21 protein-coding genes are annotated in these 24,014 nt (G+C 37.1%); 11 read left to right on the top strand and 10 right to left on the bottom strand.

The features are described 5' to 3' along the window. Nucleotides 1-27: 27 nt before the first annotated feature. Complete coding sequence (locus MT391_RS15045) at nucleotides 28-384, bottom strand: glutathione S-transferase N-terminal domain-containing protein (protein WP_028868180.1); 357 nt, start codon at nucleotides 382-384, stop codon at nucleotides 28-30. Between the two features lie 102 nt (nucleotides 385-486). On the opposite strand from MT391_RS15045, the gene MT391_RS15040 reads away from it, so the two are divergent. The 5 genes from MT391_RS15040 (at nucleotide 487) to MT391_RS15020 (ending at nucleotide 5,638) form a co-directional block, all read left to right on the top strand. Continuing rightward, nucleotides 487-672 carry a DUF1289 domain-containing protein gene (locus tag MT391_RS15040; RefSeq protein ID WP_028868179.1) on the top strand — a complete coding sequence of 62 codons (186 nt, stop codon included), beginning with the start codon at nucleotides 487-489 and terminating at the stop codon, nucleotides 670-672. Between the two features lie 49 nt (nucleotides 673-721). Then, entirely contained in the window at nucleotides 722-1,507 is a 786-nt protein-coding gene (locus MT391_RS15035; RefSeq protein ID WP_037071214.1) for a Rossmann-fold NAD(P)-binding domain-containing protein, read from the top strand. A 257-nt stretch (nucleotides 1,508-1,764) separates the two neighbouring features. After that, a complete protein-coding gene (gene nirB / locus MT391_RS15030; RefSeq protein ID WP_028868177.1) occupies nucleotides 1,765-4,311 on the top strand; it encodes a nitrite reductase large subunit NirB in 2,547 nt (848 codons plus the stop codon). Then, nucleotides 4,311-4,637, top strand: coding sequence for a nitrite reductase small subunit NirD (gene nirD / locus MT391_RS15025; protein WP_028868176.1), 327 nt, complete (start codon nucleotides 4,311-4,313; stop codon nucleotides 4,635-4,637). Before nirB ends, nirD begins: the two co-directional genes overlap by 1 nt. 134 nt (nucleotides 4,638-4,771) lie before the next feature. Next, a complete protein-coding gene (locus MT391_RS15020) occupies nucleotides 4,772-5,638 on the top strand; it encodes a formate/nitrite transporter family protein (protein ID WP_037071212.1) in 867 nt (288 codons plus the stop codon). Nucleotides 5,639-6,274: 636 nt separating this feature from the next. Here the strand turns inward: MT391_RS15020 and MT391_RS15015 are convergent. From MT391_RS15015 to MT391_RS14985, 7 genes are all read right to left on the bottom strand, one after another. Further along, nucleotides 6,275-7,264, bottom strand: coding sequence for a calcium/sodium antiporter (locus tag MT391_RS15015; protein ID WP_499498802.1), 990 nt, complete (start codon nucleotides 7,262-7,264; stop codon nucleotides 6,275-6,277). 258 nt (nucleotides 7,265-7,522) lie between these two features. Continuing rightward, a complete protein-coding gene (rpoZ, locus tag MT391_RS15010) occupies nucleotides 7,523-7,798 on the bottom strand; it encodes a DNA-directed RNA polymerase subunit omega (protein ID WP_025563521.1) in 276 nt (91 codons plus the stop codon). Nucleotides 7,799-7,884: 86 nt separating this feature from the next. Then, nucleotides 7,885-8,511, bottom strand: coding sequence for a guanylate kinase (gmk, locus tag MT391_RS15005; RefSeq protein WP_028868172.1), 627 nt, complete (start codon nucleotides 8,509-8,511; stop codon nucleotides 7,885-7,887). Between the two features lie 207 nt (nucleotides 8,512-8,718). After that, nucleotides 8,719-9,702, bottom strand: coding sequence for a response regulator (locus MT391_RS15000; RefSeq protein WP_028868171.1), 984 nt, complete (start codon nucleotides 9,700-9,702; stop codon nucleotides 8,719-8,721). Nucleotides 9,703-9,722: 20 nt separating this feature from the next. Further along, nucleotides 9,723-13,052 carry an MHYT domain-containing protein gene (locus tag MT391_RS14995; RefSeq protein WP_499498800.1) on the bottom strand — a complete coding sequence of 1,110 codons (3,330 nt, stop codon included), beginning with the start codon at nucleotides 13,050-13,052 and terminating at the stop codon, nucleotides 9,723-9,725. Between the two features lie 539 nt (nucleotides 13,053-13,591). Beyond that, nucleotides 13,592-14,572, bottom strand: coding sequence for an oxygen-dependent tRNA uridine(34) hydroxylase TrhO (gene trhO / locus MT391_RS14990; protein WP_499498798.1), 981 nt, complete (start codon nucleotides 14,570-14,572; stop codon nucleotides 13,592-13,594). A gap of 153 nt (nucleotides 14,573-14,725) precedes the next feature. After that, nucleotides 14,726-15,304, bottom strand: coding sequence for a TetR/AcrR family transcriptional regulator (locus MT391_RS14985; protein ID WP_499498796.1), 579 nt, complete (start codon nucleotides 15,302-15,304; stop codon nucleotides 14,726-14,728). 204 nt (nucleotides 15,305-15,508) lie between these two features. Between MT391_RS14985 and MT391_RS14980 the strand changes: the two genes are divergently transcribed. Both MT391_RS14980 and MT391_RS14975 read left to right on the top strand, forming a co-directional pair. Further along, nucleotides 15,509-16,504: a helix-turn-helix transcriptional regulator gene (locus tag MT391_RS14980; protein WP_499498794.1), complete on the top strand. Its 996-nt coding sequence runs from the start codon at nucleotides 15,509-15,511 to the stop codon at nucleotides 16,502-16,504. Between the two features lie 126 nt (nucleotides 16,505-16,630). Further along, nucleotides 16,631-17,158 carry a lipocalin family protein gene (locus MT391_RS14975; protein ID WP_499498793.1) on the top strand — a complete coding sequence of 176 codons (528 nt, stop codon included), beginning with the start codon at nucleotides 16,631-16,633 and terminating at the stop codon, nucleotides 17,156-17,158. 74 nt (nucleotides 17,159-17,232) lie between these two features. On the opposite strand, the gene MT391_RS14970 is transcribed toward MT391_RS14975, so the two are convergent. Together MT391_RS14970 and MT391_RS14965 are read right to left on the bottom strand one after the other, a co-directional pair. After that, the gene (locus MT391_RS14970) at nucleotides 17,233-17,895 is read right to left on the bottom strand and encodes an HAD family hydrolase (RefSeq protein WP_499498792.1); all 663 of its coding nucleotides are present in this window, start codon (nucleotides 17,893-17,895) and stop codon (nucleotides 17,233-17,235) included. Between the two features lie 371 nt (nucleotides 17,896-18,266). Continuing rightward, the gene (locus MT391_RS14965) at nucleotides 18,267-19,154 is read right to left on the bottom strand and encodes an EamA family transporter (protein ID WP_499498790.1); all 888 of its coding nucleotides are present in this window, start codon (nucleotides 19,152-19,154) and stop codon (nucleotides 18,267-18,269) included. 104 nt (nucleotides 19,155-19,258) lie between these two features. Here MT391_RS14965 and MT391_RS14960 point away from each other — a divergent pair, with 104 nt between their 5' ends. The 4 genes from MT391_RS14960 to putP all read left to right on the top strand — a co-directional run bounded on the left by MT391_RS14960 (nucleotide 19,259) and on the right by putP (nucleotide 23,757). Further along, nucleotides 19,259-20,659 (top strand): aminotransferase-like domain-containing protein, encoded by a 1,401-nt coding sequence (locus MT391_RS14960; protein ID WP_499498788.1) that lies wholly within the window; start codon nucleotides 19,259-19,261, stop codon nucleotides 20,657-20,659. A 1-nt stretch (nucleotide 20,660) separates the two neighbouring features. Further along, entirely contained in the window at nucleotides 20,661-20,876 is a 216-nt protein-coding gene (locus MT391_RS14955; protein WP_028868162.1) for a DUF3820 family protein, read from the top strand. Nucleotides 20,877-21,019: 143 nt separating this feature from the next. Next, nucleotides 21,020-22,012, top strand: coding sequence for a DUF2860 domain-containing protein (locus tag MT391_RS14950; protein WP_499498786.1), 993 nt, complete (start codon nucleotides 21,020-21,022; stop codon nucleotides 22,010-22,012). 251 nt (nucleotides 22,013-22,263) lie between these two features. Continuing rightward, entirely contained in the window at nucleotides 22,264-23,757 is a 1,494-nt protein-coding gene (putP, locus tag MT391_RS14945) for a sodium/proline symporter PutP (RefSeq protein ID WP_028868160.1), read from the top strand. The last annotated feature ends 257 nt before the right edge of the window (nucleotides 23,758-24,014 follow it).

The raw sequence follows: 24,014 nt of genomic DNA, 5'->3' as shown, positions 1-24,014 counted from the left end.
TCTCAACAGTTTAAGAGAGGTTTTTTATTAGGCGAATCTATTCTCTAAATACTGGATAATATCTGAAGATTCATACATCCAAGTGACTTTGTTACCTTCTTCAATACGTAAACAAGGCACCTTAACTTTTCCGCCTTGTTCTGCTAATTGTTGTTGGTTATCAGCTTGTTTTGCATCAACGAGTTGAATATTGAGTGCATTACGGCGCATTGCTCGACGTACTTTGACGCAAAAAGGACAAGCTTGAAACTGATATAATTGTAAGCTTTGTGTTTCTTGGTCAACTTTTTGTTGTTGATCTTCTGTACGTTGACGTTTTTTGGGTGCAAAAATGAAATTCAACGTTAAAATTAAACGGCCTAATAGCCAGCGAATTATTTTCATTTACTTCTCTTTGTTATTAAATTAATAAGGCAAAATTGTAACCGATCCGTAAGCGACAGAAAAGAAATGATAAAGCAACGTATGATCAACTAAGGAAAAAAGATGCAGATTCCTCCTTCTCCATGTATTAGTAATTGCTGTTTAAATGATCAAGATATTTGTATGGGATGTTTCCGTAGTCTGGATGAAATTAAAGAGTGGTCGCAAGCATCCAGTCCGCGTAAAGAGACGATTATTATTAGCACTAAACAACGTCGTGAGCAGTTACAAGCTTCAGTATTACGTTAATATTTTATGCCCTATAGAATCAGGTAAGTGTATTAATAAGGAAATAAAAGTGAGTAATGAAAATAGCATTATTAGTATATTAGGTAGCGGTTGGTTAGGTTTACCGCTCGCAAAAAGCTTACAGCAAGATGGAAAAAACATTCGCGTATCCACTCGGTCACAGGCTAAAGCCAAACAATTAAGTGAGCAAAACTTAAAGTCATATGTTGTTGATATTGAGAATGAACTAACGGATGTTTTACCTTTTTTACAAGCTGAAACACTGATTATCAATATCACCAGTAAACAATTCACTGCTTATCAGGCTCTCGTTGCTGAAATAGAAAAAAGCCCTATCAAACATGTGTTGTTTGTTAGCTCAACCTCCGTGTATGCAAATGATCAGGGGTGGTGTAAAGAGAGTGATACGTTAACGCATGAAACAAACTTACGGCTTATTGAAAAACTGTTTACAGATAACCCTGCTTTTGATTGTTCGGTGATTCGTTTTGCCGGATTAATTGGCCCCAAGCGTCATCCGGGACGTTTTTTTGCATCGGGAAAAAGTATTAGAGATGGTGATGCAAAGGTTAATCTCATTCACCAACTTGATTGTATTAAGCTGGTTAAAGTTGTGATAGCACAAGGCGCATGGGGAGAAATTTTTAATGGTTGTGCAGATAACCATCCTAGTAAAAGTGACTATTATTCTACAATGGCAAAGTCACTGGGTTATCCTGAACCAAATTGTCAATTTTCTGATAACGCGGTTAGTAAAATTGTATGTAATGAAAAAGTTAAAGTACAGTTAAACTATCAATTTATCTTTCCAGATATCTATAAAGTCATCTGCTAGCTTCCTATTATTAATAACCTTAGCCATGGCATGATCATGGCTAATTGTTTAATTCCCTCCTCATTCACTATAAAAATACGACAAAAGCCACAATAACCTTAAAATAATAATGGTTTTTGTTGATTTTTTTAAAAAAACTACTTTTAAATTTTCATTTTTAACACTTATGCAACTTCTCTTGATATCTATCAAGTTCCATTTATGAAGTTAGGTTATCTTTCACTGGAATTTAGTTTTAGCTGGTGAATGAGGAAATTATGAGTAAACAAAAATTAGTAATTATTGGTAACGGGATGGTTGGCCACCGTTTTATTGAAGATTTTGTTGAAAAGGCTGATCTTGAAAAATTTTCCATTACAGCTTTTTGTGAAGAACCACGCGTTGCCTATGATCGCGTGCATTTATCTTCTTACTTTTCTCATCATACAGCCGAAGAACTTTCTTTAGTGAAAGAAGGTTTCTACGAAAAACATAATATTGAAGTTTTAATTGGTGAACGAGCTTTAACCATTGATCGTCAGAAAAAAATAGTTCTTTCTCAAACTGGGCGTGAAGTTGCTTACGATAAATTAGTAATGGCAACGGGCTCTTACCCTTGGGTACCTACGATTAAAGGTAATGAAAGCCAAGATTGTTTTGTTTATCGTACCATTGAAGATCTAAATGCAATTGAAGCAACTGCAAAACGCAGTAAAAGCGGTGTTGTTGTCGGTGGTGGTTTATTAGGTTTAGAAGCTGCAGGTGCATTAAAAGCACTTGGCGTAGAAACGCATGTTATCGAATTTGCACCTGTATTGATGGCTGAGCAACTCGATCAACAAGGCGGACAGATGTTACGCCAAAAAATTGAAAGTATTGGCGTTAATGTTCATACGGGCAAAAATACGCAGGAGATTATAGCATCGGGTGAAACGGCGCGTAACACGCTAAAATTTGCCGATGGCACTTCATTAGAAGTTGATTTTATAGTTTTCTCAACGGGTATTCGTCCACAGGATAGGCTTTCTAGACAATGTGGTTTTGAAATTGGACCGCGCGGCGGGATAGCTATCAATAACCAGTGTATGACTTCTGATCCGGATGTTTATGCTATTGGTGAATGTGCTTCTTGGAATGACAAGTTCTTTGGCTTAGTAGCGCCAGGTTACAACATGGCAAAAGTGGCTGTTGATAATATCCTTGGCCGCGAAAATGAATTCGAAGGCGCTGATATGAGCGCTAAACTAAAATTACTAGGTGTAGATGTAGGTAGTATTGGTGACGCAAATGGACGTACTCCGAACTGTAAAAGCTATGTTTACGTTGATGAAAACGCATCAGTTTATAAACGTATTATTGTTTCTGAAGATGGTAAATCATTATTAGGTGCAGTACTGGTTGGTGATACAGAAAGTTATAGCGATTTACTGCAATACAAACTTAATGGGATTGAGCTACCGAAGCACCCAGACACGTTGATCCTACCTGCTCATGCTGGTGGTGAAAAAGTATCATTGGGTGTTGATTCATTACCTGATACAGCACAAATTTGTTCATGTTTTGATGTTAAGAAAAGTGATATTGCTGATGCAGTTGCAGCGGGTCACCACACGCTTGATGCAATAAAAATGGAAACCAGTGCAGGTACAGGTTGTGGTGGCTGTATTCCTTTAGTAACTCAACTATTAAACTCTGAATTGTCGAAACTCGGTGTGGAAGTTAATGATTATATTTGTGAGCATTTTGCTTATTCTCGTCAAGAGTTATTCCATCTGATACGCGTTGAAGGCATTAAAACCTTCTCTGAGTTATTAGCAAAATACGGTAGCGGTTACGGCTGTGAAGTCTGTAAACCAACGGTAGGATCTATTCTTGCGTCTTGTTGGAGTGAGTACATTCTTTCTAGCGATAATAATGGTCTGCATGATACCCATGATATTTTCCTCGGTAATATGCAAAAAGATGGTACGTACTCGGTTATCCCACGTATGCCCGGCGGTGAAGTGACGCCTAAAGCTTTGTCTGCTTTGGCAAGTGTGGCGGATCAGTATGAGCTTTATACTAAAGTAACAGGCGCACAACGTATCGCTTTATTCGGTGCGCATAAAGGTGATTTACCTGATATTTGGTCGCAATTAATCGCAGCTGGTTTTGAAACGGGTCAAGCCTATGCCAAAGCACTGCGTATGGTGAAAAGCTGTGTAGGTAATACTTGGTGTCGTTTTGGTGTGCAGGACAGTATTGGCCTCGGTGTTGAACTGGAAAACCGTTATAAAGGGTTACGTACGCCACATAAAATGAAATTTGGTGTTTCAGGTTGTACGCGAGAGTGTTCAGAAGCACAGGGTAAAGATGTTGGTTTTATCGCAACCGATAGTGGTTGGAACATGTACGTGTGTGGTAATGGTGGTATGAAGCCGCGCCACGGAGATCTATTCGCCACTGATCTTGATAAAGAAACAATGCTTAAATACCTAGACCGTTTTGTCATGTTCTATGTGCGTACTGCAGATAAAGCGACACGTACTTCAGTTTGGTTAGAGAACCTAGATGGCGGTATAGATTATCTGAAAAAAGTGATTATCGACAATAAACTAGGTATTAATGATCAACTTGAAATGGATATGGCTGCAGCAATTGGTCGCTATAAGTGTGAGTGGACAGAAACACTCTCTGATGATAATCAATTAAAACGTTTTGCGCATTTTATTAACAGCGATTTACACGATGAAAATGTTGTATTTACGCCGATACGCGATCAAAAACGTCCTGCATTCATTGAAGAAAAAGCCCCAACATACAAAATCAATTTGGAGGAAGTGTAATGAGTAAATGGATCCCAGTTTGTGCGTTTAACAACATCTATATAGGAACCGGTGTTTGTGCACTAATTGAAGGTAAGCAAATTGCCATATTTCGTCCAAGCGAAAAAGAACAGGTCTTTGCCATTGATAATATGGACCCATTTTCTCGTTCAAATGTATTGTCTCGCGGCATTATTTGCGAACACAAAGAGCAGTTGTGGGTTGCTTCGCCACTTAAAAAACAACGTTTTAACTTAATCGATGGTTCATGTTTAGAAAGTGATCAAGTATCAGTGGCGACTTATAAAACACGAGTCAAAGAAGGCAACATCGAGGTTCAGTTATAAAAAGCTCAACTGTAAAGATTAAATAGCTCAAATGCTTCTTACTTATGGACGTGATGATCGTGATTCATGAGGTAAGTAGGAAGCCTTTTACTATTCAATTTTAACTTTAAACTTTAACCAATAGGGACAATATTATGTCTTACATTAAACCTACTGACTTCGTAAAAACCATGATCGATGCTGGCGAAGCTAAAACAAAAACGAGTACTGGCGATCTGCTTTTACGTGGCACCATGGCAGGCATTATTTTGTCACTTGCCGTTGTTGTTGCTATCACAGCTATTGTACAAACAGGCGTTGGCCTTGTTGGTGCACTTGTCTTTCCAGTTGGCTTTTGTATTTTAAGCCTGATGGGTTTTGACTTAGTAACAGGTGCTTTTGGTTTAGCGCCGTTGGCTAAATTTGATAACCGTCCAGGTGTTTCATGGGCGAGTATTTTTCGTTGTTGGGGACTGATTGGATTAGGTAATTTAATTGGTTCATTAATCGTGGCTTACTTGATTGCGATTTCATTAACTATGAATTTTTCAATTGACCCTAATGCTGTGGCACAGAAATTTATTGCAGTCTCAACAGCACGTACCGTTGGTTTTGAAAACCTAGGCATGGATGGCTGGATAACTTGTTTTGTACGCGCTATTTTTTGTAACCTGATGGTCTGTTTAGGTGTTATTGGTGGTATGACATCACGCTCTGTTGCAGGTAAAGTGGCCGCTATGTGGCTACCTATCTTTATCTTCTTCGCGTTAGTATTTGAACATACAGTGGTAAACATGTTCCTTTTCCCTCTCGGTATGATTTTAGGTGCTGATTTTGGTATTGCAACATGGTTAAACTTTAACTTGATCCCTACCATTTTGGGTAACATTGTAGGTGGAGTAGTATTTGCAACCATCCCACTTTATTTAACACATAGAAAAAATACAGCACCAGTAAATGTTGCATCTGAAGTGAAGGCAACAAATGAAGCTTTTTCAGAAGAAGTATTAAACGCAAAATAAAAATTAATTTTTATTTTGGAATAAATAGCCTAGTGTTAACACGCTGGGCTTTTTTATACCTGCTATCTAAATGATACAATTCTGCATAAAAACCTGATCAATATTGCTGATTAAAATTAACGAACACTTTGTTGTTTTCAATCCGTAGTTCTCAATTCCAATAGCTAGCTATTACTCAATCAAACGCCTTGCCCTCATTGATTTTTCCTTCGTAATTTTTAACCATTTAATTAAGTGGAATGGTATGAATAATAAAAGTGCACAACAATTAGAGGGAGTAATTATTAGCTATACACCACAATTATTGATTGAGGAATTAAAAATGGGCTTAGCAAGTTTTATACGGCTAGACCCTGTAAATAATACTCGTTGCTATCTAGGAAGGATCACTCTTATTTATTTATACGCCTCGCCGCCAGAACACTTGGACCTATTGTCTTAATAGGAGGGCGGGTACTTTTTGCTGCTTGGTGCTGCTTAGTCCTTATGCACTTCAATATTGAAGCCGACAAGTGTTTTATTAATCATAGACAATTTATTGCAATTTATGGGTTTTACTTTTTAAAAGAAAAAAGGCGCTAAAGTATATCTTTAGCACCTTTAAATTTTTATTTTTTTGTTGTAATTAAATTAACACTAAACAACCGTTTCAATTAGGCCAGTGTATAACCAAAACATATAACCGATATAAGCGGCTAATAATAAACCACCTTCAACGCGCGCTAAAACGCCAGTTGTGCCTTTACGCCAAGCAATAGAGAATATCAGTAAGGCGATGGTTAAACCTAACATCACTGGATAGTCTCGGGTTAATACAACGCTATCAAATGTGCCTGGACGAATAAGTCCTGGTAATGCCATTACGCCGAGTATATTGAATATATTAGACCCAATAATATTACCCAGTGCGAGGTCATATTCTTTTTTACGCGCTGCGGTAATCGTTGCAGCTAACTCAGGCAGACTGGTGCCAATGGCCACAATGGTTAATCCAATAATCAAATCACTGACTTGAAAGTATTCTGCAATTTCAACGGCACCCCAGACTAAAATTCGAGAAGATGCGATCAAAATAAAGATGCCTATCAACAACCATTTAATGGCTTCTCCTTTACTAACCTGTTCCGGTAGCTCCTCTAATATTTCCTGTGACAGGGCATCGTCAGGTTGATTTTTAGCTTCCCAAATAGTGAAAGCTAACATCAAAAACATAAGTGTTAGCAATAATAAACCATTCGCAAAACTGAGTTCCCTATCCCAGAGAATAAAATAGCTTAAGGTAATAATAGCGAGTAAAACGGGCATCTCACGTTTGAGTAGTTTTGAGTGAATTTGCAATGGATAAAGCATTGCAGTGATCCCTAACATTAAACCAATATTAGTGATATTAGAACCGATAGCATTACCAATTGATAAACCGGTATTGCCATCAGCGGCAGCCATTGCAGATACTAGCATCTCAGGGGCAGAGGTGCCTAAGCCAACAATAACAACACCGACTATGAGAGGAGATATAGAAAAGCTGCGTGCAGTATTAGACGCGCCTAAGACAAACTTATCAGCACTCCAGATAAGCAACACAAAACCGATAATAATAGCGAGAGCGGGGAGTAATAAAGTAAACAAAATTTTTTCCTGATTATACTAATTACATCAATTAGAATAATTAAGTGGATTATTTCGCGGGTTAAAATTAGGTATTTTTTATTGTAAGTTCGTTAAAGGAAATAACCTTTACATCAATCTATGCTCAACCTAATTCATTTTCCAGCAGCAAATTTAAGCCACCTATTTAATACAATCGATAGTATTTTTTTAGCCATAAAAAAACGCTGAACATTTACATGATCAGCGCTTTTTCATTTTTATAAGGTCAGTTAGTATTTAACCACGACCTTCAGCAATTGCAGCAACAGCAGCTAATTCAGCAGCTTGTTTTTCATGTCTTTCTTGACGATCTTGAATATCCATTAACTCATTAGTAATTAAGTTTTCTTCAATTTCACGTAAAGCAATCACGGTTGGTTTGTCATTCTCTGGATCAACTAAAGGTGTTTTACCTCCAGTAGCAAGCTGACGAGCTCGGCGAGAAGCCATTAAGATTAGATCAAAACGGTTGCCTACTACATTTACTGCATCTTCAACGGTTACTCGTGCCATTGTTGAACTCCAAAAGTTAATTACATAAAAAAGGGCGGTTATTATATGTGCAAAATACGAATTGATCCAGCACCTTAGTATAGAGTTTATACTTCTAATAACTCTTTGATGGTTTTACTGTGTTTTATCGCTTGTTTTTCTTGCTCATTACGCAGTGCGCGTACAATAGCAGAAAACTCGCGTATAGCTGTATCAAAATCGTCATTGACGATTAAATAATCATATTCATTATAGTGTGACATTTCTGATTGTGCTTTTTCCATACGTTGCGCAATGACTTCAGCACTATCTTGGCCACGCTTGTTCAAGCGCGCTTCTAACTCTGCGCGGCTCGGAGGTAAGATGAAAATACCTTTAGCGTTTGGCATAACTTGATGTACCTGACGAGCACCTTGCCAATCAATATCTAGCATGATATCGATGCCTTGTTGCAAGGACTCTTCAATAGTGATGCGAGAGGTTCCGTAATAGTTACCAAACACTTCAGCCCATTCAAAAAATGCATTTTCTGAAATTAACTGTTCAAACTCTGCTTTACTAACAAAATGGTAATGTTCACCATCTACTTCACCTGGACGCGGTAAACGTGTGGTATGTGAAATTGATACTTGAGCAGGGTGATCGCTATTTTCTGCTAATAATGCCTTAATAAGGCTAGATTTCCCTGCGCCACTTGGGGCAGATACAATAAAAAGAGTGCCAACTTGGGACATAAATAAATTTCCTGAAACTATATTTTTATAAATGGGTGCTAGGCTGGTGAATTTTTGAGCACCTGAAATTTTGTAAGCGCGGATTATCGCCTATTTTGTTCATGAAGTCTGTTTATTGTTCGATTATTTTTTAAATAATAACCTCGTTTAACAAGCTTTATTGTTAGGGCTGAAAGGCGCTATCGCTTATCAAAAGACTTTCATAATCTAATCTTTCCAGCGATTTTTTATCTCTACAATTTTGTCCAGCTTACTTACAAATAAGTCAACTAGCTCTGGGTCAAAGTGTTTATTTTTTTGCGAAGTAATAAACTCAACGGCTTTTTCAACCGTCCAAGCCTCTTTATAAGGGCGCACACTGGTTAATGCATCAAAAACATCTGCTAGGGCGACGATACGTCCTTCAATAGGAATGTTTTCTCCCTTTAATTGCTTAGGGTAGCCTGTTCCATCCCATTTCTCATGGTGTGTCATAGAAACGACTTTAGCTAACTCAATTAAATCAGAATCAGACTCTCCGAGTATTTCAGCGCCTATTTCCGGATGTTTTTGCATGATGCTGAATTCTTCGCTAGTTAATTTACCCGGTTTAAGCATGATGCTGTCAGGAATGCCTATTTTTCCAATATCATGCATCGGTGCGGCATGAAATAAAGCATCCGCTTCTTTCATTGAATGGCCATAAGCCAAAGAAATTATTTTAGAGTAATGGCTCATGCGCATCACATGCATACCTGTTTCATTATCTTTGTATTCTGCAGCTCGACCTAAACGTTGTATTATTTGTAATCGAGTACGCTTTAATTCATTAACATCAACCAATGATAGGTGTGTTTTTACACGAGCTTTCACTACCGCAGGTGTTACAGGTTTTGAAATATAGTCTACAGCCCCCATATTCAAACCTTTGGCTTCATCAACGGCATCGTTTAAAGCAGTGACAAAAATAATAGGAATAGACTTATATAAAGTAGTTTGTTTTAAGTGCTCACATACCTGATAGCCTGTCATTTCTGGCATCATTACATCAAGTAATATTAAATCAGGTTGTTCTTTTTCTATTAAGCGTAATGCTTCCGCACCACTTTTTGCAAAAGTCAGTTTATAGGTATCCTTCAGGATATTGTTCAATACTTTTAAGTTAATAGGCTCGTCATCGATAACAAGCACATTCTGTTTACTATTTGGCATTCAATTCACCTATTAATCATTTAAATATTGGATCGTAACGAGTCGATAAACGCCTTGATATGGCTTGAAGCTAAATCAAAATCAAAGTCATTACATGCAATGATGATAGGCGTAACTTGTTTATCGTACCCCGCAGCATTGGCTTGAAGTGTATCTAATAAGTCATCATCGAATTCATTATTGGTAACGTATTTCTGTAAGGTTAATAAAGTATTAAGTAACTGTTCTTTAGATATTGCCTTAAGTTTACTTTGTACTTTTTTATGCGTTTTACTGCTCATTTTCTGCGCGCATTTACTAATGGCATCAACTTCATCTTGAACCGTCTCAATCAATAATAAAGCATCGCTTTGTTTGTGTTTACGGGTTATTTGCTCTAACTCAGTAAACGCCAGCATCAGTTGATTCAGTGCTAAATTACCAGCAACACCCTTATATTTATGTGCAATATCTTCTAGCTTGGACCAATCATTACTTTGTACTAATGACACTAGTGAACAGAGTTCATGTTCTGACTTGTTTAAAAAGTTTATGATTTCATGAAATAAATTTGTTTTCGATCCCCACAAATCAATGCCCTTCTCAAGGTCAATCGTTGCTTTTTGTGTTGAAACTGGCTGTTTGGGTGAAGTGTCTACTTGCTCAATAATAATAGTCTTCGCAATTTCACCTATTAACTGCCGAATATCGATGGGTTTGCTGGCAAAACCATCCATTCCTGCAAGTTGTGCAGATTTTTTATCTTGAGGCAGCACGCTCGCTGTTAAGGCTATGATTGGTAATCGTGCCAGCCCATTTTCTGCTTCATAGGTTCGTCTTTGTTCTGTAGCTGTCAAACCGTCCATTACTGGCATTTGTATATCCATCAAGACGACATCAAACCCTTCGCTTTCCATTTTTAATAGTGCTTGCTCACCATTTCTTGCAACGGAAATTACATGTCCGTGTCGTTTTAAGATCAAGCTTAATAAATCAATATTTTGCTCAATATCATCGACAATCAATACACTCAGTTGTGGTAGGAGAACTTGATCTTGTTTTTTGTCTGCTGCTGTAGATGCTATCGCAATTTTTACAGGAAGCGTAAAAGTAAAAGTAGAGCCTTTGCCAAACTCGCTACTCACCGAAATTGTGCCTCCCATTAATTCAACTAGCTGTTTGCTGATAGTGGTACCTAACCCGGTGCCTCCAAAACGGCGACTCATGGATTCATCTGCTTGTGCAAATGCATCAAAAATAGCGGCTAGTTGTTGCTGAGTCATACCGATGCCAGTGTCTGTAATAGCAAAGGTTAAAAAACCATCAGCTTCACTTTTTATAGCAATATCAACATGCCCTTGTTCGGTGAATTTGATTGCATTTCCAACCAGGTTAGTGAGTACTTGCCTTAATCGATCAGGTGCACCATGGTAGAAGCGTTGAATATTTTTTTCTATATTAAGATTAATATCTAAATTTTTATGTTGGGCTTGCAACCATAATGTTGATACCACTGAATCGACTTCTTCGACTAGCGAAAAATCCCGATATTCGAGCTGAAATTTACCTTTATCCAGTTTCGCACTATCCAAAATGTCATTTAGAATATGCAATAAGGACTTAGCTGATTGATTAATAGTATTGAGTTGTTTTCTTTGATGAATACTGAGTTCTTCATCCAATAAAATATCACTAAAACCAATAATGGCATTCATTGGAGTGCGAATTTCATGGCTCATATTTGCTAAAAAAGCAGCTCTAGTTGCCGCGGCTTGCTCAGCTTTTTCTTTTTCTGCAATTAAAGCTGATTCCATTTTTTTACGGTCTGTAATGTCCATGATGAAACCATCAAGAAAATAATCTTCTGAGTTTTCATCCTTTGATGAGCGACCGTGACCCAGTACCCATTTTACTTTGCTGTTACGGTCAATAACTCTAAATTCAAGCTTAAAGCCGTTTGTGTGTCGAAAATTAGTCTGTGCGATAGTTGGCATATCTTCTGGATGTACAAAGTCTGCAATACTACGTTTAGGGTAAGGTAATAAGAAGTCTTCAGCTGGGTAACCCAATATTTTTTCAACTTCATCATTAATAAAAATATTTGGCCAACCCGGTCTATCGATACAACGATAAGCAATACCGGGAATATTAGTGACCAAGGAACGGATCTTAGATTCTTTTTTTCGCAGTGTGTTTTCCATGGCTTTACGCTCACGTAAGTCAGAAATAAAGGCCACGAACATATGTTGGTTATTCAGTTCTACATGCCCAATTCCTAAACGTACTGGGATTTTTTCACCGCTTTTACAAAGCGCTTCTACTTCACGGCCTTTGCCGATTATTTTTGCTTCTCTAGTTTGTAGGTAATTATCCACATATTGATCATGATTATGCTGAAAAGGTACAGGCACTAACATTTTGACATTATTGCCAATTAACTCTTCTGGTTGCCATCCTAATAATGTTGATACTGCATTATTGACGCTAATAATAATACGCTCAGCATCAATCGTAATAATGCCATCGATAGCAGTGTCCATAGTGGCAAGCAGTCGTCTTTCATTATTGGTTGCAGTGGCTGAAATATCTTTATAGCGAATAATTAAATTTATGCCTAACACTAGAAAAATGATCACTACGGTAATGGTTGTGACTCCCAGTGCCAATAACGTTGATACATTGCTGCTTTGTTGTGATAGCTCGATGCCGGGTGGCAATACAAAACGAGCTGCAAGCATACCTGTGTAATGCATACCAGCAATGGCCGCTCCCATAACACAACTTGAAATGGTTAGTTTTGTATTTTTACTGTATTGCAATGATGCCTTTTTATCTAAACCAAAGCTTATCCACAGTGCTAATATTGCCAAGCTGATAGCGACAATAATAGAGAGGATAAACAAAGGTAGGTCATAACGAAGTAAAGGGGCCATCTCCATCGCCGCCATACCGACATAGTGCATAGTTCCAATACCTGAACCAACCAGAACACCGCTATAGACTAACTGCTTCCTTTGAATTTGGTGGTTTGTAAGTAAATTAAGTGCCACCCAAGAAGCGGCTACTGCAGGTAAAATAGAGAGCGTCGTTAACTCAAACTGATAGGAAACACTAGTACATAACTCCAGAGCGAGCATGCCAATAAAGTGCATTGACCAGACACCACCTCCTAAAGCAATACTGCCAATTAGTAGTAATAAACTTTTACGGGCGGGCGTTGTATGCTTTGCTTGAGATGCAACTTGAAACCCCATAAAAGAAGCAAGGATAGCGATCAATATTGATAAAATGACTAATATTGGGTTGTGCGTAGAAACAATGAATAAATTATAATCACTATATTGAAAAAACGTTGAAATTTGTTGTTGCATATATATTAAACACTGCTTTGAAGAGGGTAAATAGCGTACTTTTAAGTACAGGTTGATTTGTCTATATCGGCAAGTGTTAATTAAAGTTTAATTATTTTACTGATAGTTAAGGATTTGCACATTAACAGTAATGGTGATGTATCTTTTTGATTTAAAATTGTTTGTAAGTTGCTCAATAAAATACTCATTTAACCTTAGCACCTTTCAATAATTTAGTAGGGCCTTTGTGTGTTTTTTTGTACTTTAACTAATTCTTAGGTTCACATAACACTTTTATTGACTGTTTATTGCGCAATGTGAGCCGTGTTAATGGAAAGAAAATACATACTATCAAATCAAAGAGTACGAGTGGTATCAACTCAAAGATCAACTTTGTTTACTCGGAGGAAACGCTTTTCTTATGGCTATTTAATTAAAACGTAGTTTTTAAGCGATAGATATTAAAAAGAAAGTGATTGAGTTATTGTGGCAGGGGCTTTAAATCTGAATAAATTGATATCAACAGCGATCACTCGCCGTTGATATTGTTGATCGTAATCTTATAAGCTGCAGCGTTGCTGCATTTTTACTGCTTGTTTTTTTGCTCTATTTTCTTCTAATTGTGTTAAAGCATCCGAGCCAATATGTGCTTGACCACGCCCCTGCGAAAGACGAATTTGCTTTTCACGCTCTAAAAAACGCAATTTTTGTTGCTCAGATAAACTGTCATGGCATTGATGACAACTTACGCCTTGCATATACTTTTCTGATTTTTTGTCTTCTTCAGTGATCGGTAAACGGCAACCATGGCATTGGTCATATTGACCTTTTTCAAGCTGGTGGTTTACTGATACGCGATTATCAAAGACAAAGCACTCACCTTCCCACATGGTTTCTGATTCTGGCACTTCTTCAAGATATTTAAGTACACCACCTTCAAGGTGATAAACTTCACCAAAACCTTGCTCTTTTAAGTAAGCAGTTGATTTTTCACAACGAATTCCACCGGTACAAAACATAGCAATTTTTTTATGTTTTTTAGGGTCTAAATTTTCTTTAACGTATTGTGGAAATTCACGGAAATTAGTTGTTTTTGGATCGACAGCATTTTTAAAAGTACCAATGCTAATTTCATAATCATTTCGAGTATCGACCAATAATACCTCTGGATCACTGATCAGGGCATTCCAATCTTTAGGTTTAACGTAAGTCCCTACGACACGATTCGGATCAATACCTTCAACACCCAAAGTTACAATTTCTTTTTTTAGTTTTACTTTTGTGCGGTAAAATGGGTTTTCTGTATCAAATGAAAATTTTGCTGTTAAATCGGTTAAAGAAGGGTTTGATTTTAACCAATTAAGTACATTATCAATACCCTCTTGATCACCAGCAATAGTGCCGTTGATACCTTCGCTTGCTAATAACAAAGTACCTTTTACTTGATTCGCATTCATTATGTTAAGTAATGGTGTTTGAATTTCTTCATAATTTGCTAGGTCAACAAATCGGTATAGCGCACAAACCACTGTATTTTGCATTTTTTATTCCTCTGTTTGCTAACTGAAACGTAAATTCAGCGCATTAATTGTGCGGGGCATTATACGAATAGAAATCATTTAAGCAATTTTTATATTACTTATTAGTTAGCAATTACTATGCTCTGTAAGCTTGTTACTTAGGGCGTACTTATATTAACGCTTGAAACGTAACATATTTTCAATGTAAAAGATGGCCTGTTGAGCGCTAAATTTTTGTTGGAATATTTGCTCGTTTGCGATGACACCTTCTTTTAACAAGGTCAATAAATCAACAATCAAGCGATTTTTTTGAGCATCTTTTTCGAAATCTTCTACCTGTTTTTTAAAAATATTCTGAAAGGTTTGTTTATGGTGTAAGCAGGATGCAGTTATCTCGGGATTTAGCATAGAAAATTCTTTATGTGCTTGAGTGAAGTAACAACCATTGAAGGTCGGTAATTGTGTCACTTTCCCATTAAGCCAAGCATCTAACTGCTCAAAAATAACCAAGATACTATCTTTGCCCGGTACTGCTAAGGTAATACTTTTTTGTAAGTGCTCTATGATTTGTTGATGATGCCATTCTAACGTAGCAAGAATTAGTGCATCTTTATTTTTAAAATGATTATAGAGTGTCTTCTTTGCAACTTGTGATTGCTTGATAATTTCATTGATACCAACGGCATGAAACCCCTTTTGATAAAAAAGTGCAAAGGCAGCTTCTATTATTTGTTGTTGTTTTATATTGCTCATTTTCCTACACACTCCTACAAAAAATACAAATTATCATACATGAAGAACAATCGGTCTCATTGATTTTGTAAAAATCTTGAATTAAGTACTCTTTTTGAGGTATTTTTTCGCGCATAAATTTTATCTGTGCATATACTATTTTGATTACTTTAGGTTTTTTTATTAAAAGTAAGTACATCATTTTATCAATATGAGGTGTTATAGATGCCCACAAGTCTACATTTAATTAGAGCAAGTCACTTAAATGCAGTGATTCAAAACCTGCACGCATTATCGCTTCCCGTTGAATCTTTATTGGAAAAAGCAGGGCTATATTTTGCTACCCCAATTCAGCCTAACGAACTGATTATAGAAAAGAAAATTTGGCACTTTTTAAAGCTTGCTGCTGATTATACCAATATGCCGCATTTGGCGACTTGGTTAACAGAGCAAAGTGATTTATCACAGTATGGTGAATTTACTAAATGTTTGGTGAATGCTGATAATCTTCATCAAGCTTTACTGTTATTAACTCGTCACATTAGTCTTCACAATAGTAATAACATTTTTTTGCTAAAGGAAGACAAGCAAAATATTTGGATCTGCCAGCCGCACTCTCGGCATGTCAAACAAGGAGCTTGGCAAGTTGAACAGCACGTGCTCACTTTTATCTGTTTGTTAGTTGAACATTATTTAGGGCATGGCTGGCAACCTAAACAGATTAAATTAAAAGATACAGAGGCAGTTGGAATTGAACACTCTCGATTCTTTAAAGGTACCGATATTAAATTAGGGCACAGCTATTCGGCAATCGCGATAGATCGACGTTTATTAAATAAACACAACCCAGCTATTGATTTACCGCAGTTAGCTGAGATTGACCCTATACCTAATGATTTTTTACAAGCCTTCAAGCTTTTATTAAAACAGGGGTATTTTGGTCAGGATTGGTTAGCGGAGAATATTTCTGCTTCATTAGATATAAGTGTTCGTACTTTAAAAAGAAAACTGCAGGGGCAGGGCTCGTCTTTGCGCCAGGTTTTCGATGAAGTGCGTTTTCAGCAGGCTTGTGAACTTATTGATCAAAATGTGTATGAATATGAAATATTAGCGGAAAAGCTGATGTATACGCACCCTAATAACTTTGTACGTGCTTTTAAGCGTTGGAGTGGCATTACGCCGCGTGAATTTATTCGCCTTCGTAATCGTGATCTGTCATAACAGCGGGGAGAAAATTCATCTACTAAAATACTGAATGATCTTTGTTTACTTTAATGGCGTATAACACCAGACTGTTTTATGTGGCTCATCCTTAGCTACAAAAACGAGCGTAAATGAGGGATCAAAATGAAAATTTTATTATTACTGACGGCCATTTTGTTACAAACAGCATGTACTGGTGTACCCGAAGGTATGCAGGCAGTTAAACACTTTGAAAGTGATCGTTATTTAGGTACTTGGTATGAAATAGCGCGTTTAGACCATTCTTTTGAACGAGGTCTGGATCAAGTTTCTGCCACTTATTCAATGCGTGAAGATGGCGGTATTAAAGTCATTAATAGAGGTTACTCGAAAGAAGATAATGAATGGCAAGAAGCGGTTGGAAAAGCTTATTTTGTTGATGATAAAAATACAGGGCATTTAAAAGTTTCTTTTTTTGGTCCATTTTACGGGTCTTATATTATCTTTAAGATGGATAAAGTGGACTATCAATATGCTTTTATCAGTAGTTATAATCATGATTATTTATGGTTGTTGTCACGAACTCCACAAGTGAGTGATACCGTGAAACAGGACTTTATTAATACTGCTGCTAAGTATGGTTTCGCCACTCAAGAGCTTATCTTTGTAGATCAAGAAATAGCTGTGGATTAAAATGTCGCTTTAGATAAAAAGCAACGCACATCAATGAGTATTGATGTGCGTTAACAAAAAAAAAGGTTAAGTATTTACTTGTTGTTTTGCTGTTTAAGGTGCGTTAACACATGATCTAGTGAAGATGCTATATGGTGACCTAATGCAATCACTTGTTGATCTGGAATAACCAGATCAGGTACTTGAAAGACTTGCATTTTTGCGGCTATGGCAGAGATAACACCATTACTTGAGTCTTCAAAGGCTAAACACTGCTCAGGGGCAACATTTAAGCGTTGTGCAGCGAGTAAGAATATCTCGGGATCAGGTTTACCACGAGTAACTTCGCAACCACTACTAATATGTTGAAAATAATGATCAAGTCCCGCCAACTTTAATTTTGTTGCCGCTAATTTATTATGTGTTGATGTGGCGACGCCAACAGGGATATTTTGTGATTTAAGCCATTCAAGCAAATTGATCACACCTGATTTAACCGGAATAGCTTGGTGCTCAACAATCGGCCAATAACCATCCATCCAAGCCTTACGTAATGGTGCATACTCAATATACTGTGCATAATGCGACATGATCGCTGCTTCAATACCTTGAGCATTACGACCAATAATTTTTAAGTAAGCGCTTTTCACAAAAGGCAGTGATAACTGTTGGCAGGCCTTTTCGAAGGCTTGCATGCAAACTCGTTCAGTATCCAGTAATAGACCATCCATATCGAAAATAGCAGCTTGGTAGGGCATAAAGTATCTCTGTCATATTAATAAGGTGATAAAGCGGATCTAGTTTACCTGTTTTTTATAGTAAATCCGTTAATTCTTTAATGCATCAGACGTCGATAAAAGTGTTATCCCACTGGTCGTATATTTTAGTCAGTAAAATGCTTCAATATTCTGTTTCAACTCACTACTTTAATAAGCAACCTCAGCTCGGGATCATCCAACCGATACCGCGCAGCTATTTCCGTGTATTTCTGTGTTAAATCAGCTATCAATAATCAGTTATTGCTATGCTGATTTGCCTTGAACTACACAAAACTGTATTGTGAGAAATTATAACTAATTGATTATGATATTAATTTTGTATTTATTACCCCGGGTTGAGGTTAAGTAACTCAAATGTATCGCGATTTCAGTTTAGTGATCAATTTAGTATTAACAAAACTAATTAAAATTCCGCTGATCACACATAAAAAAGCAATCAACTTAATCAGACCTACCGTCTCTTGGTAAAACAATACCCCCCCTAATAATCCAAACACGGGCACTAATAAAGTGAGGGGAGCAACCGTTGTTAATGGATAAGTCACTAATAAACGATTCCAAATCCAATACCCTAATAAAGTAACCGGATACGCTTGAAATAATACAGAGAAAATGACCCGTTCATTGAGTTGTTCTGGCAGTTGTACAAAAACATCGCTACCTGATTGTAAATAGACGATAAGAAACAAAGGAGCAGGTGCAAAAGCCATCGCCCATAAACTAAAGGCAAAGATTTGTTTGGTTGCCGCTTTTTTGACTGTGATGCTCGCTAAACTCCACGATATAGCAGCGAATAATATTAACATTAACCCTAGTTGAGTTACTGAACCGTCAGTGACGGTTAAGCTTAATAATAACCCTGCTAAAGCAATACCGCTGCCAATGACTTTATTAATTGGCAGCGGTTCTTTTAGTAAAAAATAACCTAAGAATAAACCGAATACTACATTCATTTGTAGCAATACTGATGCCATACCAGCACTTAAACCCGCTTCGATAGACCATGTCGCCATACCCCAAATACCAATTGCGAATAACCATCCATAAATGATCAGATACCACCATGAAACATTTGGTTTTTTAACAAAAAATATAGCCGGTAATGTTGCTAGTGTGAACCTTAATGCGGTTAATAATAAAGGATCAATTTCACTGACACCCAATTTGATTACAGAGAAATTTAATCCCCAGACAATCATTACTAAGATACCTAGTATCAAATCATTTTTTTTCATCATCGACCCTTTATTTTAAATGAGGTGTGCTTGCGCTTGTGAGTATTATCAAACAAACTAAAAAAGATAACAGATACAAATTTCAATTTTATGGGCGGTACAGTTTTATGCGTTATATACAATTAGCGACACAGTGTGTGCAGCAGATCGAATCTGGGCAATTAGCATTACATGCTAAAATGCCGTCATTACGTAAATTTAAACAGTTACACAATGTGAGTATGACGACGGCTTTAAACTGTTACCAACACCTTGAATCATTAGGCTGGTTGGTGGCTAAAGCTCAGTCGGGATATCATGTTGCGCAGCAATCACCATTAATGGACCAGTCATCTAGGCCGAGTTTTGTATCTTTTACGAGTAGTATTACTAAACCGCATTTACCTGCTATCTATAATCCTTTTGTTGATCCTTGCCCCTTAGGTATTGCACGTTACGATCCTGGGTTAATTCCTATCGATAAATTACAGGGATCTTTTCGGCGAGCAATGAAACGTCAAGGCAATCATCTCAGTCACTATCCTGCTCCGCAGGGAGAACCGGTATTGCGAGAAAGCTTAAGTGATCATTTCAAAAGAATTGATTTTCATTTTTCTGCTGAAGATTGTGTGATCACTCACGGTTGTTTGGATGCTATACGCAGTGCAATTGAAATAATCACTGAAGAGGGAGATGCCGTCGCAATTAGTTCGCCTTGTTTCTCAGGTTTATTGGAATTATTAGGCGTTATGAAGCGTCGAGTTGTTGAGATCCCTTCTGTACAAGAGGGGATAGACCTTGATCAGTTACAGAAACAAATGCATTTAGGGTCAATAAAAGCGGGATTATTTTGCACTTCACATATGAATCCACAGGGAACCTCAATGACACCATTGCAAAAGCAAAGGTTAGTCGAGCTGGCGACTCATTATAAAATTCCTATTATTGAAGATGATGTGTATCTCGAATTGGGTTATAAAAAAGTCCTTCCTTTGCCTGCAAAGCATTGGGACACAGAGGGGTATATCCTATGGTGTGGATCTATTTCTAAAACTATTGCGGCTGGTTACCGGTTAGGGTGGTGCTTACCAGGTCGTTATTTGCAAGCTTATTTACAACAACGATTATTTGCGAATCAAGGTATTACTTCGCCTTTACAACTCGCAATAGCAAATTTTATTCAACGTGGTGATTACCTTAACCATCTCAAAAAGATACGCTTACACCTCGCTCAACAAACATTGCAGTTTACTACCTATTTACAACAAAATTTGCCGCTTAATAGTAAGATAAGTCAACCGGCTGGTGGGTTTGTTTTATGGATTGAAGTGGACAATTTAAATACGTTTAGATTAAGAAAGCTAGCGATTGAAAAGCAATTAGATGTACGCATTGGTGAAAGCTTTAGTACGTTGGGTTTATATAAGCATTGCTTTCGCCTAAATATTGGCTTTAAGATCAGTGCTTCAGAGATTGAATTAAAATTAAAACAACTCATTACCTTAGTCAACACCTGCTCAAAGGAATAATATGTTAGATAACCCTCGTGCATTAAGTGATGCAATTAATCAAACCATGCCATTTGGTAAATACGCAGGCCGTAAGCTAATTCATTTACCTGAGCCCTATTTAGTGTGGTTTCACGGTAAAGGCTTTCCAGAAGGTAAATTAGGTGAGCAGTTGGCGTTAATGTACGAAGTAAAATTAAATGGATTAGAAAAAATGCTTGCCCCCTTAATCAAATAACTTCGTCATGATCATGTTTTGATTCTTTAAAGTAATGAAAAAAGAGCTAATTTAAAAAAAATTACGTATTGGTTTTATTGCTACAGGTAAACATATTAATAAAGCAGTACAGTAAGCAAACACTTCAATAGGGGATAAAGATAATGTTAAAAGCAATAGGCGGTTTAACCGCGGGTATTTTTATAAGTTGTTCTGTTATCGCTCAACCACTCAGTAAAGAAGCGGGCTGGGAGTTTACATTAAGCGTTAATGCTGGCTACAGCGTAGGAGAATCACAGTTTGATACTGATCATGATAATGAAATCACTAACGATTTAAATAATAGTGGCCAATCTAACTCATCAGTACTTGTGTATCCATTAGGGCGGATCCAATACACCTTAGAAAACCTTAACACCCAATTCTATCTAGGCAATAGCCGCGAACAAGTTAGTACTGCAAAATTCCAATATGAACTTGGCATGATCCATCAGTTTGCAGATCAAAGTAAATTAACGGTTGCCGTTTTTCCTAAATTATCTTTATTCAATGAAACTTGGGAAGACCCTTTTGTTACTAATACAAAAAGGCAAACCACTGATCAAAAAGTCGGTGGTGCTCGAATTGCTGTTGATAATATTTTAGGTACTGGGCTCACTTTTAAATACGCGATAGCAAGCAGTAGTATCGACGATGAATTAAGTGGTCAGAGCCAATTAAGTGATACCTCTGAAATAGCGTTGTTAAAACGTGATAGCTTATATCAACGTGTTGAGGTAGGAAGCTCATTTCCTATATCTCAGGGTGTATTACTGAAGCCGGCTTTTCAATATACCAATCGAAATGCCGATGGAGATGCAAATAGTTATGATCAATATACGGGTCAACTGTCGCTTTTATTATTCAAGCAAAGACATACTTTAATCACCACTATTAATGCCGGTGTGCGTCTTTATAAACAAGAAAATCCTATTTTTAATGATAAGCAAGATTTAACACATGCAGGCATTTTCAGTCTTTATTCCTATCAGCGTCCATTTGATTGGCAGCATTGGAGCTGGACCATGATGCTTGGATATAATCAAGAAAATTCAGATATAGCTTTCTATGATAGCAAAGGCGTTATTATTTCAACGGGAATGGTTTATCGCTATTAATATGCTTATTTTTCAAGCATATTGTTTAATTTTATAATGATATGTTTGAATAAATTATTTTTATATTATCTGCGCAAGATCACAAAAAAAACTTTCAAGGAGCTGATTTTTACTTAAATCTGAGTTTAAATTCACTAAAGTAAATTATTCACAGGCTAATTTGTTAAGGTATTGTTATAAACAACATTTAAGGAATGATAGTTGTTTGGAAATACAAATTATCACAGGAAGTGTTAAGGAGTTTAAATCTTATGATAGAACAAAATTTTGCAGTGATTGGAACCTTCATCCTTTATTTAGCGATGATGATGGGGATTGGTTATTGGGCTTTTCGAAAAACAGTTAATTCTTCGGATTATTTTTTAGGTGGACGTCAACTCGGACCTTGGCCAACGGCAATATCTGCTGGTGCATCTGACATGAGTGGTTGGTTGTTGTTAGGTTTACCTGGGTATGCATTAGTGGCTGGTTACGGCTCTCTTTGGTTAGCTGGTGGTTTATTAGTGGGTAGTTGGTTAAATTGGCTTATTTGTTCAAAGCGTTTACGTACCTACACCATTATTACTAATGATTCATTAACCTTACCAGATTATTTTGCGCGTCGCTTTGAAGATAAAAGTAAATTATTACAAACGATGTCTGCGTTTTTTATTCTGCTATTTTTCCTTTTTTACACCAGCGCGGGTTTAGTAGCTGGCGGTAAGTTATTCCAAACTGTTTTTGACCTCAACTATCAGCTCGCTGTAATTATCGGTACGGTTTGTGTTGTTTCTTATACCTTGTTTGGTGGTTTCTTAGCGGTATCTTGGACTGATTTAGTGCAAGGTCTATTGATGGCTGCGGCATTACTGCTGGTGCCTATTCTTGCAATAGATGGATCGGTAAGTGATTTAGCGGCAACATTAACGGCTAAGAACCCTGAATTGTTAGATGCTTTTACTAACAATGATGGTACACCAATGAGTGCCATCGCTATTATTTCACTAGTTGCATGGGGCTTAGGTTACTTTGGACAACCTCATATTTTAGCGCGTTTCCAAGCAGCAAGTAGTAATAAATCGTTAACTACCGCTCGTCGTATTTCAGTGATTTGGACTGCACTTTCAATTATGGGTGCTATTGCTGTTGGTTTGATTGGGATCACCTACGTGGATGCGAATTTAGGTGGTGTATTAGAAGATAGCGAAACTATCTTTATGATTCTAGTGAATGGTATGTTCCACCCTGTGATCGCGGGTATTTTATTAGCGGCGATCCTAGCGGCTATTATGAGTACAGCGGATTCACAGTTACTTGTTTCTTCTTCTGCATTGGCGGAGGATTTCTATAAACAGCATATTAATCCTGAAGCTAGCTCTGAAAAAATAGTATTAGTTGGGCGCTTAGGTGTCGTTGGTTTATCGCTTATTGCATTAGCTTTAGCCTTTAACCCTGAAAGCTCAGTACTTGGTTTAGTGTCATATGCATGGGCTGGTTTTGGTGCCGCATTTGGTCCTGTGATTGTATTAAGTTTATTCTGGTCTCGCATGAATCGTTTAGGCGCGCTAGCGGGTATTGTTGTAGGTGGTGTAACAATTGTGGTCTGGAAACAATTAAGTGGCGGTTGGTTTGACGTTTACGAGATTGTCCCTGGTATTATTTTTGCTACTATTTCAATCGTGGTAGCTAGTTTAATGACAGCTGCACCGAGTACAACTATGTTAGCTAAACACCAAGAAATGAAAGATAAGTTATCAGTGTTATAAGTGTAAGATTAATTTAAACATAATATAGCGTTTATGACTCGAAAGCCCACTTAAGCAATTAAGTGGGCTTTTTTTTCTGTTACTTTTAGAAAAACTATTGATTGTAGTTTTTGGTGTTAACGTATTGATTAATAACTAGAGTTAATTAAATGAATGTTCGTAAAAGCCATAAATGTTTACCTTTTTATGCATGCCATTCATATAATTTGTATTTTTTTAATAAAAGAAGCAATAAAATTAGGGTCTTTCAGGTCTTG

It is taken from the genome of Vibrio sp. 1-Bac 57, from assembly GCF_037546855.1.
In the GTDB taxonomy this organism is placed as follows: Bacteria; Pseudomonadota; Gammaproteobacteria; order Enterobacterales; family Psychromonadaceae; genus Psychromonas.
Note: the sequence above shows the minus strand (reverse complement) of the source record. Positions and strands in the feature narration are given on the sequence as shown.